The organism is Abyssibacter profundi (genome assembly GCF_003151135.1).
In the GTDB taxonomy this organism is placed as follows: domain Bacteria; phylum Pseudomonadota; class Gammaproteobacteria; order Nevskiales; family OUC007; genus Abyssibacter; species Abyssibacter profundi.
Genome location: NZ_QEQK01000010.1, coordinates 104,308 through 118,318, shown reverse-complemented (window position 1 = coordinate 118,318; position 14,011 = coordinate 104,308). Strand labels below are relative to the sequence as shown.

Below are 14,011 nucleotides of genomic sequence, written 5' to 3'. Positions count from 1 at the left end.
AGGAGTCAAGATGGCCGTCGGCAAGGAAATTAAAGGCAAGATCCGAAGCGTCAAGAACACGCAGAAGATCACCAAGGCCATGGAAATGGTCGCTGCCAGCAAGATGCGCAAGGCGCAGGATCGCCAGGCCGCGGCCACGCCGTATGCCGAGCGAATTCGCCGCACCATCGGGCATCTGGCTGAAGCCAATCCGGACTACAAGCATCCGTTCCTGGTCGAGCGGCCGGTGAAGCGCGTGGGCATTATCGTCGTGTCCACCGACCGCGGCCTCTGTGGTGGCCTGAACATCAACCTGTTCCGGCAGGCGCTGGGCGAGTTCCGTGCGGCCAAGGACGCGGGCGCCGAAGTCGATCTGATGATCGTCGGCTCCAAGGGCATGGGCTTTTTCAAGCGCGTCGGCGGCAACATCGTCTCCGAGGTCACGGGTCTGGGCGACACGCCGCATCTGGACCAGCTCATCGGTCCGGTCAAGGTGCTGCTCGACAAGTACCGCGATGGCGAGCTCGACAAGGTGGTGCTAATCCACAACCGCTTCGTCAACACCATGACGCAGAAGCCGACCGTGGAGCAGTTGCTGCCCGTGCAGCCGGTCAAGGACGAAGGCCTGCTGGACAACTGGGACTACATCTACGAGCCCAGTGCTGAAGATCTGCTCGACGGCATTCTGATGCGTTACGTCGAGGCCCAGGTCTATGGCGCCGTGGCCGAAAACGTCGCCTGTGAAATGGCGGCACGGATGATCGCCATGAAGTCGGCCTCCGACAACGCGGGCCAGATCATCGACGACCTGCAGCTGGAGTACAACAAAGCTCGCCAGGCCGCGATTACGCAAGAACTTGCAGAAATTGTGGGCGGCGCTGCAGCCGTCTGATCGGACACTAGAGATTTGAATTCTGGCCGGAGTCGACGCTCCGGCGAAAAACAGGAAAGAGCTATGAGCGCAGGCAAGATTGTTCAGATTATCGGGGCCGTCGTTGACGTGGAGTTTCCGCGCGACTCGATCCCGAAGGTCTACGATGCTCTCACCGTGACCGACAACAACCTGACCCTGGAAGTCCAGCAGCAGCTCGGCGACGGTGTCGTGCGCTGTATTGCCATGGGTGTGTCGGAAGGTCTGAAGCGTGGCATGGCCACCGAGAGCACCGGCGCCCCGATCTCCGTGCCGGTGGGCAAGGGCACGCTGGGTCGCATCATGGACGTGCTGGGTGATCCGCAGGATGAGGTCGGTCCGGTCGACACCGAAGAGCGCTGGGCGATTCACCGCAAGCCGCCGAGCTACGAAGATCAGGCAGGTTCCACGGAGCTGCTGGAAACGGGCATCAAGGTCATCGACCTGCTCTGCCCCTTCGCCAAGGGCGGTAAGGTCGGCCTGTTCGGCGGCGCCGGCGTGGGCAAGACCGTGAACATGCTCGAGCTGATCAACAACATCGCAACCGAGCACTCGGGTCTGTCCGTGTTCGCCGGTGTCGGTGAGCGTACCCGTGAGGGCAACGACTTCTACTACGAAATGGCAGAAGCCGGGGTCATCAAGCTGGACAACCTGCCCGAGTCCAAGGTGGCGATGGTCTATGGCCAGATGAACGAGCCCCCGGGCAACCGTCTGCGCGTGGCGCTGACCGGCCTGACCATGGCCGAGTACTTCCGTGACGAAGGCCGTGACGTTCTGTTCTTCGTGGATAACATCTACCGCTACACCCTGGCCGGTACCGAAGTGTCGGCCCTGCTGGGTCGTATGCCGTCGGCCGTGGGCTACCAGCCGACGCTGGCCGAGGAAATGGGTGTGCTGCAGGAGCGCATCACCTCCACCAAAACCGGTTCGATCACCTCCATCCAGGCCGTGTACGTGCCTGCTGATGACTTGACCGACCCCTCGCCGGCCACGACCTTTGCTCACTTGGACGCCACCGTCGTGTTGTCGCGTCAGATCGCCGAGCTAGGCATCTACCCGGCTGTGGATCCGCTGGATTCCACGTCGCGTCAGCTGGACCCCAACGTCATCGGTGTTGAGCACTACGAGACGGCCCGCGCCGTACAGGGCGTGCTGCAGCGCTACAAGGAGCTCAAGGACATCATCGCGATTCTGGGCATGGATGAGCTGTCTGAAGAAGACAAGCAGATCGTGTCCCGCGCGCGTAAGATCCAGCGCTTCCTGTCGCAGCCGTTCCACGTGGCTGAAGTCTTCACCGGCTCGCCGGGCATCTACGTGTCGCTCAAGGACACGATTGCCGGGTTCAAGGCGATTGTCGACGGCGAATACGATCACCTGCCCGAGCAGGCGTTCTACATGGTCGGCTCCATCGACCAGGCCGCCGAGAAAGCCCAGAGCATGTAATTGACGGGGCCGCCGGGGTTGTCCGGCGGCCCGTTGTCTACGGAGTACCCAGATGGAATTGAATGTCGACATCGTCAGCGCCGAAGGCGAAATCTACTCCGGTGCCGCCGACATGGTGTTTGCATCGGCCGAGATGGGCGAAGTTGGCATCGCTCCGCGTCACGCCCCGCTGCTGACGCGCCTCAAGCCGGGCGAAGTCCGGGTCAAGAGCACCTCGGGTGAGCAGTCATTCTTCGTCTCCGGCGGTATTCTCGAAGTGCAGCCCTACCAGGTGACGGTCATGGCCGACACGGCCGCGCGTGCCGGCGATCTGGATGAAGCTGCAGCACTGGAAGCCAAGAAGCGCGCCGAAGAGGCCCTGGCAAACCAGAGTGCCGACGTCGACCTCGCCATGGCGCAGGCCGAACTGGCCGAAGCCGCTGCACGTCTGCATCTGCTGCAAAAGCTGAAGTCCAAGCGCTAGGCGTCACGGGCAGCGCATAGGCCGTGGCTTCGTGCGCCCCGGCTGCTTAACGCTCGAGTGATCCGCTATCGTGCCCGCCTCCGGCTTGCCCACCATGCCCGGGCACTGGCAGCCTGATGCGATGAATCATCCCAATCTTCATGTCGTGATCCTCGCCGCCGGGCGTGGCACACGTATGCGCTCTTCCCAGCCCAAGGTGCTGCAGCCACTCGGTGGTCGGCCCATGCTGGCGCATGTGTTGGAGACCGCCCAGGCGCTGTCACCGGCGGCCACCCACGTCGTGGTGGGCCATGGGGCGGATGTCGTGGAGTCCCGCTTCGCGTCGGCAGCAGTGCAGTGGGTTTTGCAGGCCGAGCAACGGGGTACCGGGCATGCGGTTCAACAGGCCATGCCGGCCATTCCCGATGATGCTCGGGTGCTCGTGCTGTACGGGGACGTGCCGCTGATCACGCGTCCCACTTTGGAGCGCTTGGTTGACGTCGACGGGCCGGCCTTGTTGTCCGTCGTTCTGCCCGACCCCAGCGGCTACGGGCGCATCGTGCGCGATGAAGACGGCGCGGTCAGCGCGATTGTCGAGCAGAAGGACGCGAATCCCGAACAGCGGGCGATCGACGAAACCAATACCGGCGTGCTGGCTGCATCCGCCATCCGGCTCAAACAGTGGTTGTCCCGCATTGACAGCAACAACGCACAGGGTGAGCTGTATCTCACGGATGTGGTGGAGCTTGCGGTGGCCGATGGTGTGTCGGTGCAAGCCATTCAGGCGGATAACGCAGATGAAGTCGCCGGAGTTAACGATCGTCGCCAGCTTGCGCAGGCCGAACGTGTGCTGCAGGCGCGCGCGGCAGATGCGCTGCTGCAGGCCGGGGTCACGCTGCTGGACCCCGCCCGCTTTGACCAACGCGGCCATGTCGCGGCGGGCGAAGATGTGGTGATCGACATCAACGTGGTGCTGGAAGGCGATGTCGAATTGGGTGACGGCGTCGAGATCGGCCCCAATTGCGTCATCCGCAACGCGCGCATCGGCGATGGCACCGTCATCCATGCCAATACCGTCATCGAGGATGCCGACATCGGCCCCAGCTGTCAGATCGGACCCTTTGCGCGTCTTCGGCCGGGTACCGTCTTGGTCGGGGACAACCGCATCGGCAACTTTGTCGAGACAAAAAAGGCCCGGCTGGATGCTGGCGCCAAGGCTGGCCATCTGGCCTATCTGGGCGATGCAACCATTGGCAAGCGTGTGAATGTTTCGGCCGGCGTTATTACCTGTAACTACGACGGCGCCAACAAGCACCAGACCATCGTGGGTGACGACGCGTTTCTCGGGACCGACAGTCAGCTGGTGGCGCCCGTGACCGTGGGTGATCGCGCCTACATCGCGGCCGGATCGACGATTACCCGCAATGCACCGGATGACGCCCTGACGATTTGTCGGGCCCGTGGTCAGAAATCCATTGCCGGCTGGCGTAAGCCTGCAAAGAACCCCTAACGCAGGGGTACACTGCCGTCTCCGGTCGGTGACCCGACTGGCCTCGTGCGAAGCAAGGAAATCCCATGTGCGGAATTGTCGGCGCCATTGCCGAACGTGATGTCACCCCGATCCTGATCGAAGGCCTGCGTCGCCTGGAGTACCGGGGTTACGACTCCGCTGGCGTGGCCCTGGTGGGCGATCAAGCCATCGACCGTGTGCGCTGTGTCGGCAAGGTGCAGGCACTGGTTGACCGCATGGGTGAGGCGCCGCCACGCGGCCCGCTGGGCATTGCCCACACGCGCTGGGCCACCCACGGCGTGCCCGCCGAGCACAATGCCCACCCGATGGTTTCGCAAGGGCGGTTGGCATTGGTGCATAACGGCATCATCGAAGACCATGAGGCGCTCAAGGCCGAGTTGGCTGCCGAGGGCTACCGTTTCGATTCAGAAACCGATACGGAAGTGCTCTCCCACGCCATCCATCGCGCGTTGCTCGCCAAGGGCGATCTCTTCGATGCTGTGGAGTCCGTGGTCCATGGGCTCGATGGCGCCTACGCCATTGCCGCCGTGGATCAGGCGCAACGCGACGCCCTAGTTGTGGCCAGGCGTGGCACGCCGCTGGTCATCGGAATCGGTATTGGCGAACATTTCGTAGCCAGTGATGTGGCCGCGCTTCTGGCCGTGACCCGCCGCTTCATCTTCCTCGAAGAGGGAGACGTGGCCCGAGTCACCCGTAGCGGCGTCGAGATCCGGGATCTACATGGTGAACCCGTAACCCGTTCGGTGACGGAATCGGCGCTGGACCCCGACGCCACCTCCAAGGCCGGGTACCGGCACTACATGCAAAAGGAGATCTTCGAGCAGCCCCGCGTGGTGACCGACACCTGGCATGGCCTGGTTTCCGAGTCGCGTGTTCTGACGGCCGCCATGGGGCCCGATGCCGAAGCCATCCTGCCGGGTGTTCGATCCGTCACTATCGTGGCCTGCGGCACCAGCTTTCATGCCGGGCTCGTCGCACGGTACTGGATTGAGGCCATTGCTGGCGTCCCCTGCAACGTGGAACTGGCCAGCGAATATCGCTATCGCAAGCCCGTTGTGGCCGACGACACCCTGTTCGTGACCATTTCTCAGTCGGGAGAAACTCTCGACACGCTGGCCGCCCTGCGGTTTGCCCGTCAGGCGGGCTATCTGGCCACCCTGGGTATCGTCAACGTGCCGGAATCATCCATGGTGCGCGAGACCGACCTGTCGCTCATGACGGCAGCCGGTCCCGAGATCGGTGTCGCTTCTACCAAGGCGTTCACAACCCAGCTTGTGGCCTTGCTGATCTTCACGCTCATGCTGGCCAAATCGCGGGGCCGACTGACTGAAGAGGCGGAATCCACGGCCGTACACCAGCTGCGCAGCCTGGCGGCGGCCATCGAAAACTGCCTGCTCATCGACGACACCCTGCTGGCCATCGCCGAACGCTTCGCCGACAAGCATCATGCCTTGTTCCTCGGTCGCGGGGTGATGTTCCCCATCGCCCTGGAAGGCGCGCTGAAACTCAAGGAAATCAGCTATATCCACGCCGAAGGCTACGCCGCAGGTGAGCTCAAACATGGCCCGCTGGCGCTGGTCGACGAAGACATGCCTGTCATCGCCGTTGCGCCCAATGACGAGCTACTGGGCAAACTCAAATCCAATTTGCAGGAAGTGCGTGCCCGCGGCGGCCAACTCATCGTGTTCGCTGACAAACAGGCCGGGTTTGAATCAGAAGACGGCGTGACCGTCGTCGATATGCCCCACGCCGATGACCTAATCGCGCCCATCGTCTACACCGTGCCATTGCAGCTGCTGTCGTACCACGTCGCGGTGTTGCGGGGCACCGACGTGGACCAGCCGCGTAACTTGGCGAAGTCTGTGACGGTGGAATAGACGCGACTTCGCTGGCCGATGTTTGTTGTTTGTTAATAAAGTCTTTCCAAAACTGGGAGGGATAGGAGCAACCTCGGCTGTGGCGTACCGGTGTCGTCACGCCAGCTCGTCAACCGGGGCGGGCACGCCAGAAGTTCTAGCCGCAGCGTGTCCGCTAGACGGGGGAGGCTACGCGGTGACCGAAGGCCGTGGTCCGTCCTAAGCGGACAGTCGGGAACGGAGTTGGGGAGTCCGCTATCGGCCACTAGCGGTCATCTGTCCGGCAGCCGACCGATGTCTGCATCCAGCCCTAAGCTGCCGGTCAGCTACGCGGCAGTCCAACCCGGTCTCGCCCCTGATCGGTCTTGATCGAGAAGTCGTTCCCAAGGTCATCTTCGGTCGCGTGCTCATGCAAGTACTCAATCGACTTTGCAACCCACGCCGGAGGAATGTGCGCGCTGTCGGGCAACTTGCTGACCGGGTTGATGCCCGATGACTTGATGCTTGCCTGCATGTCTGTGGCCACTGTTCCGGGGCTCAGGCCTAGCGCGCGGATGCCGTGCTGACGGTGCTCCTTGTCAGCGCATCGGGTCAGCATCTGTACGGCCGCTTTGGTCGTGCAGTAGTGGCTCCAGCCCTCCATTGGCGCATTGGCTGCGCCGGAACTGATAGTGATGATCGTGCCGCCACCCAGCGGTTTCATCACGCGGACTGCCTCACGTAGCACATAAAACGCCCCCTTGAGGTTCACATCGACCGCGGATGCCCAGGCTCCGGGGTCAGAATCCTCAATGCGCGCGATGGGGTCAATGGTGCCGGCGTTGTTGACGACCAATTCAACCGGGCCATGTTCGGCGGCGACGTGAAATAGTTGCTCGACCGCGCCAGCGTCGATGACATCGACCTCGACCGGTACGACGCACCTATCGCCGTCAGCCGACGCATCAACGTTTGCGGTGTTCCGCGCTGCTGCAATGACACACCAGCCGCGCTCGGCAAAGTGATGGCTGATTGCTGCGCCGATACCACGACTTGCGCCGGTAACAATGATGACGTTGTTATTTGATTTGGTTGTCATGTGGGTGTCCTAATGGTTAAACAGGGGAAAGTTGTCCCAATACGGCGGCGCTTCGCCAACAACGCCTTCGATAGCCGAAAATGATTTGACCCAGCGCGCCAGCGACGGGCCAAGTTGCTGCCGATACGGAGCCAGCACACGCGTACTGTTGTCACTGGTAGCCACGTCAAATCGGTCGATCGCCCGTTGCACCCATGCAATCGCTAGCAGCAACCAAGAATCGGCAGCTGTGGGGGCGGGCCCATTCGAGAAGGCTTGGTTTTCCAGTCGGCGTTCGAGCTCATCCAACCAACACCCATGTTTGAACGTAGCGGCATGGAACTCGTCGTCGAGAGTGCCATCCGCACCCTTGAGTAGCCGCGGTGCGAACGCGCCCGGTACGGGCCAAATATCCGAATCTAACTTCATCACTCTTGCCAAACAGTTGCTGTTTGAGCTGGCGTAGCCCCATACAGCGGTCGATCAGGGCGCGAGCGATCCAGGTAGGCAAGGATCGCAATGCTCTCTTGAACAACAACGTCGCCGTCAAGCAGTGTGGGGACCCGCCCAGTCGGATTGATGCCCAAATACGCGAGCTGTCGGATCTTGCGCCGGCTTACATCCAGTAGCGCGGAATCGAATTTCACGCGCTTCAGGGTCAAGCCCAGCATCACCTGCCAAGCGGGCGGGCTGCCAGAGATCCAGTACAGCGTCGGCTTCGAAGTGTCTGGCGTCATGACGATTCTCGATGGCTATGCATAGCGCATCACCCACTGGTCGATTTGCGCCTTCGCTGTCGTCGTGTTTGTCGCCACGGTCTGTTCGTCGGCGGTTGTCGCCTGCACTGCGGCAAAATCGATCGAATCTATACCCAGAAACTGCAGCAGGAACTGCATATAGGGCTGCAGAAAGTTGGCCGCCTCAAAGCCTTCGCCCGGCGCGTAGCCGGCGGCGCCGTAGGCACAAACCACGTAGGCCTGCCTAGCCTTGACCAAGCCAGTAAACGCGGTGCCGTTGTAGGAAAACGTATGGTTGATCCGCACAACCTGGTCAATCCATGCCTTGAGCGCGGCCGGGATCGAAAAGTTGTACATCGGCACGGTAAGCAACAAGGTATCGGCTGCTTGTAACTCATCGATCAGTTGATCGGAGAGCGCAGTCGCCTGTCGCATCGCCGACGTCATTTCATCACCGGGCGTGTAAAAGCCGACAATGGTGGTGTCTTGAATCAGCTCGGTGGGCTTCGTGGCAAGGTCGCGGACGGTGATGTCGAGATTCGGTACGGCATCACGCAAGGCTGCACAAAAGTGATCGCCCAAGTCACGCGAGTGCGAGCCGTCTAGTCGGGCGCTGGCATCAATTCTCAGTAGTTTCATCGTCGGTCTCGGGTTGACAATCGGCAGTAGATTGCAGCCCGCGGCTGGAGCAAAAAAACATGCCTTGATGGATAACTCTTGTGCGAATGACGCAAAATTGCTGGCATGGATCAAAAAGCACTCGAAACCTTCGTTGCGGTCGCGCAGGCAAAGAGCTTTTCGGTCGTTGCCCGAGCGCGCAACGTGGCACCGTCATCGATCAGCCGTGCTATCCATGCTTTGGAAGGCGAGCTCGGCGTGCGCTTGCTGCAACGCTCGACAAGGCGCTTGGCATTGACCGAAGCTGGGCAGCGCTATCTGGCGCAAATCGAAGGTGTGTTGGATGCCTTGGCCCAAGCCAATGCAGACGCCCGAGATGCTGCTGAAACTCCGCGCGGCCACCTTCGCTTGACGGCCTCATCTGCATTTACCGAGTCCTGCATCGTGCCGGTGCTAACAGAGTTTCGTAACCGCTATCCGCAGATCACGGTCGAAATCTTGGCGACCGAGGAGCGCATCGATCTGATCGAAAACAACCTGGACCTGGCGATCCGCTTGGGTCCACAAGCTGACTCGGGTTTGATCGCGCGGCGGCTGGCGCGGGTGCACTACCACGTTGTCGCCAGCCCACAGTGGCTGGAACAGCATGGCCGGCCCAGACAACCTGACGACCTATCAAGCGTTGATTGCTGCCGCTATACCTTCGGTGGCTTTCGGGATCATTGGCATTACGAATCTGAGTCCGGGCAGGCGCTACAAGTCAATGTTGCCGGGCAATTCCTGTGCAGCAACCCGCTGGCGCTCAAACGGGCAGCGCTGGAGTCCAACGGGCCAGCCCTGCTTGCTCGATGGCTGGTTCATCGAGAACTCGACAATGGCAGCTTGGTCAGCCTGTTTCCCGAAACAAAATTCTGGGTCAGTGACCGCGATCCTGCTGTGTGGTTGTTGATGCCCTCGCGGAAGTATCTGCCGAGCAAGCTACGCTGTTTCGTGGAATTCCTAAGCCGAAAAGTGGGGCAACCCGATCTGGCTGTATGAACCCTCAAGTGGTTTTGCGAGTTAGCGGCTTAGAGTCGAGAACAATGCGACACACCTCAAATCCTGAGCGTGTGAGCGTCCCCTTCTGCCACAAAGCAGCCTCCCAGCCAACCTGACTCGGACTACCGCCTCGGGTCGGTTGCGGACATAGGTCGGCCTTCAGGGGGAATGTCCGCATTTGCTGCTTTCCTGTCGATCAGCCGACGCCCGCTTGAGGGTCAGCGGCCGCCGATGGGTTGCCTACAAAGGCATTCGGCGGCAAGCGAAACGGTCGCCTTGACCGGGAATCTTACGGATGGACGCTAGTTCAGAAGCTTGAGTTTCTTCTTGAACGGGAGTCGATTTTTCTGTTCTGGAATACCGTCATATACGTGATGTTTCGTGCGGTTCTGGTCGTTCTTGCGGTGGTGCTCCACCGCTCGCTGCAGCCGCACGCGCCGCTCTTGACCTCGATAGCAACGCCGTTCGGCCTGATCTGGGTTGGTTCGGTTGTCGCAATCGGAGTCCATTTGATGCGCACCCGCGCCTTGTCTCCGGTCGGTTGAGGTAATCGGGCCCGAAGACGCGCATAGTTCGCCATGTCAGGAGGCGACACCCAGGCCATTGATGCAGCAAACGGGGCCAGCACAGCTATTCGTGTGGTCGGACGGTTTCGTCTGGACCAGTTGGCGTTATGCGGGTAACCGGACGCACCGCTATGCCGCCAATCTGGTCTTGTCTGCCGGCGACCAGCCGCTGCTGCTTGAACCCGAAGGGCAACCGGCGATGCACTGCAAGGCTGCGCTTTGCGCTGTGGGTGCAAAACGCCGTATCGATGCCACGGACATCCCCTTTCTGAGCCTGAATCTTGATCCGGATACGCCGGCCGCGCTGACCCTGCACCGTCTGCTCGGGCCGGGGGTAATCCGCACTCTCAGCGATGCCTTTGCCAGCGCTTTCGCCACGCCAACGCTGGAAGTCCTGGGCGGTCGCGCGGATGTGCAACAAGTGCGTAAGTTGGCCGGCACACTCATCCACGCCGTCGGACAGCAGCTGGGGGCCACTGAAGATGTGCAGCTGGATGATCGCATCCGCCGGGTGGCCAATCGGCTGCGCCAGCAGTCTGAACCGCAGGTCTGTTTGTCGGAGCTCGCCGAGCTGGCGGGCCTGTCGCCCTCGCACTTAATGCATTTGTTTCGTGAGCAGCTCGGCCTGTCCATGCGCAATTTCCTGTTATGGCAGAAGATGCGGCAGGCGCTTCGGCGGATCGTGCTGGGTGAACCGCTGACTCAGGTCGCGCATCAGTGTGGGTTTGCCGACTCGGCGCATCTCACACGTACCTTTCAGGCGTTCTATGCGATCCGGCCCTCTTTGCTTCGTGATCGCAACTACGTTCAAGCGGTTTATCTGGAGTGATCTAGTCTGGGTGTCAGGAGACACACAACAAGATTGCACCATGGGGATGCCAAACCATTGCCACGCGGGCGCCGCCGCGCTGGTGGCCGCGGGTCTGCTGCTGACGGCCTGCGGTCAAAGCAATTCTTCGGCCGGGCCGGATGCGCCAGCCCCGCCTGCCGAGCCGGTTGCCTGTCCGGAGCCCGGTGATCTGACGACCGCAGCTGAGGTCTTGGCGGATCGACTCCCGGACGAAGCCTTGCTGGAAATCTGGCAGCGTCGCATGGTCGAGCGCGGGCCCCGGTTCACGGGCAGCCCTGCGTTGGCGGCCTGGCACGATTTTCTGGCGGAGGAGCTGGCGTCGTATGGGCTGAGCGTCGAGCGTGATCCGATGTCGCTGGAGTGGTGGCATCACCACGACTACAGCTTGACCTTAATCGTCGACGGCGTTGAAACGCCGATCCCCGTCGCAAGCTTTTATCCCTACTCGGGTTATACGCCGGACGGCGGCGTGGTCGGGCGGCTGGCCGATGCCGGAGCCGGGCTGCCACAGGATTTTCTGCTGGGCGACTTTAGCAACACGGTTGTGATCTACGAAGAGGACCAGTTACCGCTGACCCTGGCCCTGCTGTACTCCACGACCAGCTATGTGCACGACCCCGACAACACCATGACGCCGGCCACGCCCTACCGGCGGGCTTCGGTGTCGTTCCTGACGCCCCAGGAACAGGTGTCAGTTGGGCTGGCACGTGATGCCGGGGCCGTGGCAGCCATCGTGTCCTACGACGCATCTGCCGAGAATGCAGCCGGGCAGTACACGCCGTTTCTGACCAACCCGGCCGACAGCCAGGGGCTGCCAACGCTTTATGTGGACCGCGCGACGGGCGACCAGCTCAAAGCCGCTATTGCCGACGGTGCAGAGGTGCGCCTGGAGCTGCTGGTCGAGCGCGACCCCGACGCCGAAACGGATATCGTCATCGCCACTTTGCCGGGCACGCGTCCTGACGAGGTCATGCTGTTCAACACCCACACGGACGGTACCAGCGCCTCGCAGGAGAACGGCACACTGGGGATACTCGCCCTGGCACGCTATTTCGCCTCGCTTCCCCAACAATGCCGCCAGCGCACGATGACCTTTGTGATGATGCCCGGCCATTTTCACAACGGATTCGGCGGCGATACCGCGGGCTTCATCAGCCGCTACCAGGAACTGATCGGCCGTTCTGTCGCATCCCTGACCATGGAACATCTCGGCCAGCCCGAATGGCTGGATGACGAGCAGGGCTTTCACCCTAGCGGCGAGTACGAGCCGGGGGTCTGGTACGGCACCGACAATGTGGTCCAGGCGTTGATGACTGCTGCAGTGCAGGCGGAAGACCTGCGGCGGGTCTTCGTCAATCGCCCCATCGGGGTGATCTACTTCGGTGTCGGCAGCCCGTTGAATGCGGCGGGTGTGCCGAATGCCTCTTACATCACCGGGCCGAACATGATGCTGTCCTTCGCGGAGAACCAGCATGTCGAGAAGGTCGACTATGCCCGCATGGCTGCCGAGATTCGCAGCGCAGCCCGCATCGCGACCGCCATGGATGCCACCTCCACCGAACTGCTTTGTGCCGGTGTGCGCTCGCAGTCACCGACCACGCCGTCGGGGTGCTTTCCGTGACGGCTGATTGATCCGCTGATGTGTCGGTCCAGGCGGCCGCACGCCGCCATCCGCATGATCCTCGGCAGTGACGTCATCTGTTTCGACCTGCGCGGATGGGGGATCAGTCCGACGTAGTCTCCTCGGTCCCCGGCACGTCTGGCTCATCCGGCTGTGGACGGTCGGGCGCATTCGGCAGCATCTTCGAAACAATCCACTCGGCCGTATGGCGACGCATGTAGCGCGGCACGGCGTAGGTCCAGCGGGCTTCGGCCCGGGCAGCCCGAGCAATGCGGGGGATGTCCTCTTCCTTCAACGCTTCCACGTGGTCCGGAATGCCGAATCGCTCATTCATCTCGCGGATACGGGCAATGAACAGGCTGGCGCGCTCATCTGCGCTCATGACCTCGTCACCAATGCCGGCCTCGCGTGCGAGCCGCGCCAGGCGTTTGGCACATTTGGATTTGGAGTAGTCGAGCACGTAAGGCATGACAATCGCGTTCGCTCGACCGTGGGGCACGTGATAAAGCGCGCCGAAGTTGTGGGCGATTGCATGCACGTAACCGACGCCCGCCTGTGTAAAGGCCTTGCCGGCGAGGTGTGATGCCCGTGCCATGGCCTGCCGGGCTTCAAGGTTGCTGCCATCTTCAAACGCCGTTTCCAGGTTGGCCATGATGAGCTTGACGGCTTCCAGGGCCAGCACATCGGTGCGGTCCATGGCATTGCCGCTGATAAAGGCTTCGACGGCATGGGTCAGGGCGTCCATGCCGGTGGCCGCGGTCACATGCTGGGGCACGCCGAGCATCAAGCTGCCGTCCAACGCGGCTAGGCGCGGCATCAGGCGCGGGTCGAGCATCGGCAACTTGCGCTGGCCTTTGGTATCGGTCACCACGGCGGCGATGGTGACTTCCGACCCGGTCCCGGCGGTGGTCGGCACCGCATACAGCGGCAACATGCCGCGCATGACACGGAACATACCGGTCATGTCCATGATGCTGCGTTTGGGGTTTTTGCCTCGGGCCGCGACCGCCTTAGCGGCATCGATCACGGAGCCGCCCCCGAGCGCGATTACGCCATCGCACTGGTTGGCGCGCAGCACATCGACGGTCGCCTCAATCTGTTCCACGGTCGGGTCAGGTTGCACGTTGTCGTAAACGGTCACCTTGATACCACCCGCTTCCAGCACGTCGACCATGGGTTGGATCAGGCCGGTCCGGACCGGCGTCTTGCTAGAGATGAACAGCACGGATTGATGCCAGCCTTTCTCCACGATGTAACGGCACATCTCGACCGACGGCGAATCCCCCTCAAAAGTCTTGGGCCACTTGAACGGCAGGACCGCTGTGGCCGCCTTAAGCCCTTTCATCGAAACCCCGTGGACGTA

14 protein-coding genes are annotated in these 14,011 nt (G+C 61.8%); 9 read left to right on the top strand and 5 right to left on the bottom strand.

Features of this window, described 5'->3' with window-relative positions; all coding sequences use genetic code 11:
• The first annotated feature begins 10 nt into the window (after positions 1–10).
• From atpG to glmS, 5 genes are all read left to right on the top strand, one after another.
• Positions 11–871, top strand: coding sequence for a F0F1 ATP synthase subunit gamma (gene atpG, locus DEH80_RS12130; protein WP_109720768.1), 861 nt, complete (start codon positions 11–13; stop codon positions 869–871).
• A 63-nt stretch (positions 872–934) separates the two neighbouring features.
• The gene (atpD, locus tag DEH80_RS12125; RefSeq protein ID WP_109720767.1) at positions 935–2,332 is read left to right on the top strand and encodes a F0F1 ATP synthase subunit beta; all 1,398 of its coding nucleotides are present in this window, start codon (positions 935–937) and stop codon (positions 2,330–2,332) included.
• 52 nt (positions 2,333–2,384) lie between these two features.
• A complete protein-coding gene (locus DEH80_RS12120; protein ID WP_109720766.1) occupies positions 2,385–2,795 on the top strand; it encodes a F0F1 ATP synthase subunit epsilon in 411 nt (136 codons plus the stop codon).
• 121 nt (positions 2,796–2,916) lie between these two features.
• On the top strand, positions 2,917–4,284 hold the full coding sequence (glmU, locus tag DEH80_RS12115) for a bifunctional UDP-N-acetylglucosamine diphosphorylase/glucosamine-1-phosphate N-acetyltransferase GlmU (protein ID WP_109720821.1): 1,368 nt from the start codon (positions 2,917–2,919) through the stop codon (positions 4,282–4,284).
• Positions 4,285–4,349: 65 nt separating this feature from the next.
• Complete coding sequence (gene glmS, locus DEH80_RS12110; protein ID WP_109720765.1) at positions 4,350–6,182, top strand: glutamine--fructose-6-phosphate transaminase (isomerizing); 1,833 nt, start codon at positions 4,350–4,352, stop codon at positions 6,180–6,182.
• A gap of 301 nt (positions 6,183–6,483) precedes the next feature.
• On the opposite strand, the gene DEH80_RS12105 is transcribed toward glmS, so the two are convergent.
• The 4 genes from DEH80_RS12105 to DEH80_RS12090 are packed head-to-tail and all read right to left on the bottom strand — an operon-like array spanning position 6,484 to position 8,708.
• Positions 6,484–7,239, bottom strand: a complete 756-nt coding sequence (locus DEH80_RS12105; RefSeq protein WP_109720764.1) for an SDR family oxidoreductase — start codon at positions 7,237–7,239, stop codon at positions 6,484–6,486.
• Positions 7,240–7,248: 9 nt separating this feature from the next.
• Positions 7,249–7,647: a hypothetical protein gene (locus DEH80_RS12100; protein ID WP_109720763.1), complete on the bottom strand. Its 399-nt coding sequence runs from the start codon at positions 7,645–7,647 to the stop codon at positions 7,249–7,251.
• On the bottom strand, positions 7,647–7,955 hold the full coding sequence (locus tag DEH80_RS12095) for a glutathione S-transferase family protein (RefSeq protein WP_109720762.1): 309 nt from the start codon (positions 7,953–7,955) through the stop codon (positions 7,647–7,649). The genes DEH80_RS12100 and DEH80_RS12095 overlap by 1 nt, the downstream gene beginning before the upstream one ends.
• A gap of 15 nt (positions 7,956–7,970) precedes the next feature.
• Complete coding sequence (locus DEH80_RS12090; protein ID WP_109720761.1) at positions 7,971–8,708, bottom strand: FMN-dependent NADH-azoreductase; 738 nt, start codon at positions 8,706–8,708, stop codon at positions 7,971–7,973.
• Between DEH80_RS12090 and DEH80_RS12085 the strand changes: the two genes are divergently transcribed.
• The 4 genes from DEH80_RS12085 (at position 8,700) to DEH80_RS12070 (ending at position 12,648) form a co-directional block, all read left to right on the top strand.
• Entirely contained in the window at positions 8,700–9,611 is a 912-nt protein-coding gene (locus DEH80_RS12085; protein WP_109720760.1) for a LysR family transcriptional regulator, read from the top strand. The two genes, DEH80_RS12090 and DEH80_RS12085, sit on opposite strands and share 9 nt — an antisense overlap.
• Positions 9,612–9,847: 236 nt before the next feature.
• Positions 9,848–10,156 (top strand): hypothetical protein, encoded by a 309-nt coding sequence (locus DEH80_RS17195; protein WP_133249230.1) that lies wholly within the window; start codon positions 9,848–9,850, stop codon positions 10,154–10,156.
• A gap of 61 nt (positions 10,157–10,217) precedes the next feature.
• Positions 10,218–11,006 carry a helix-turn-helix transcriptional regulator gene (locus tag DEH80_RS12075; protein WP_109720758.1) on the top strand — a complete coding sequence of 263 codons (789 nt, stop codon included), beginning with the start codon at positions 10,218–10,220 and terminating at the stop codon, positions 11,004–11,006.
• Positions 11,007–11,046: 40 nt separating this feature from the next.
• Entirely contained in the window at positions 11,047–12,648 is a 1,602-nt protein-coding gene (locus DEH80_RS12070; protein ID WP_133249229.1) for a M28 family metallopeptidase, read from the top strand.
• A 103-nt stretch (positions 12,649–12,751) separates the two neighbouring features.
• On the opposite strand, the gene DEH80_RS12065 is transcribed toward DEH80_RS12070, so the two are convergent.
• A complete protein-coding gene (locus tag DEH80_RS12065; protein ID WP_207774582.1) occupies positions 12,752–13,993 on the bottom strand; it encodes an iron-containing alcohol dehydrogenase in 1,242 nt (413 codons plus the stop codon).
• Positions 13,994–14,011 lie beyond the last annotated feature (18 nt).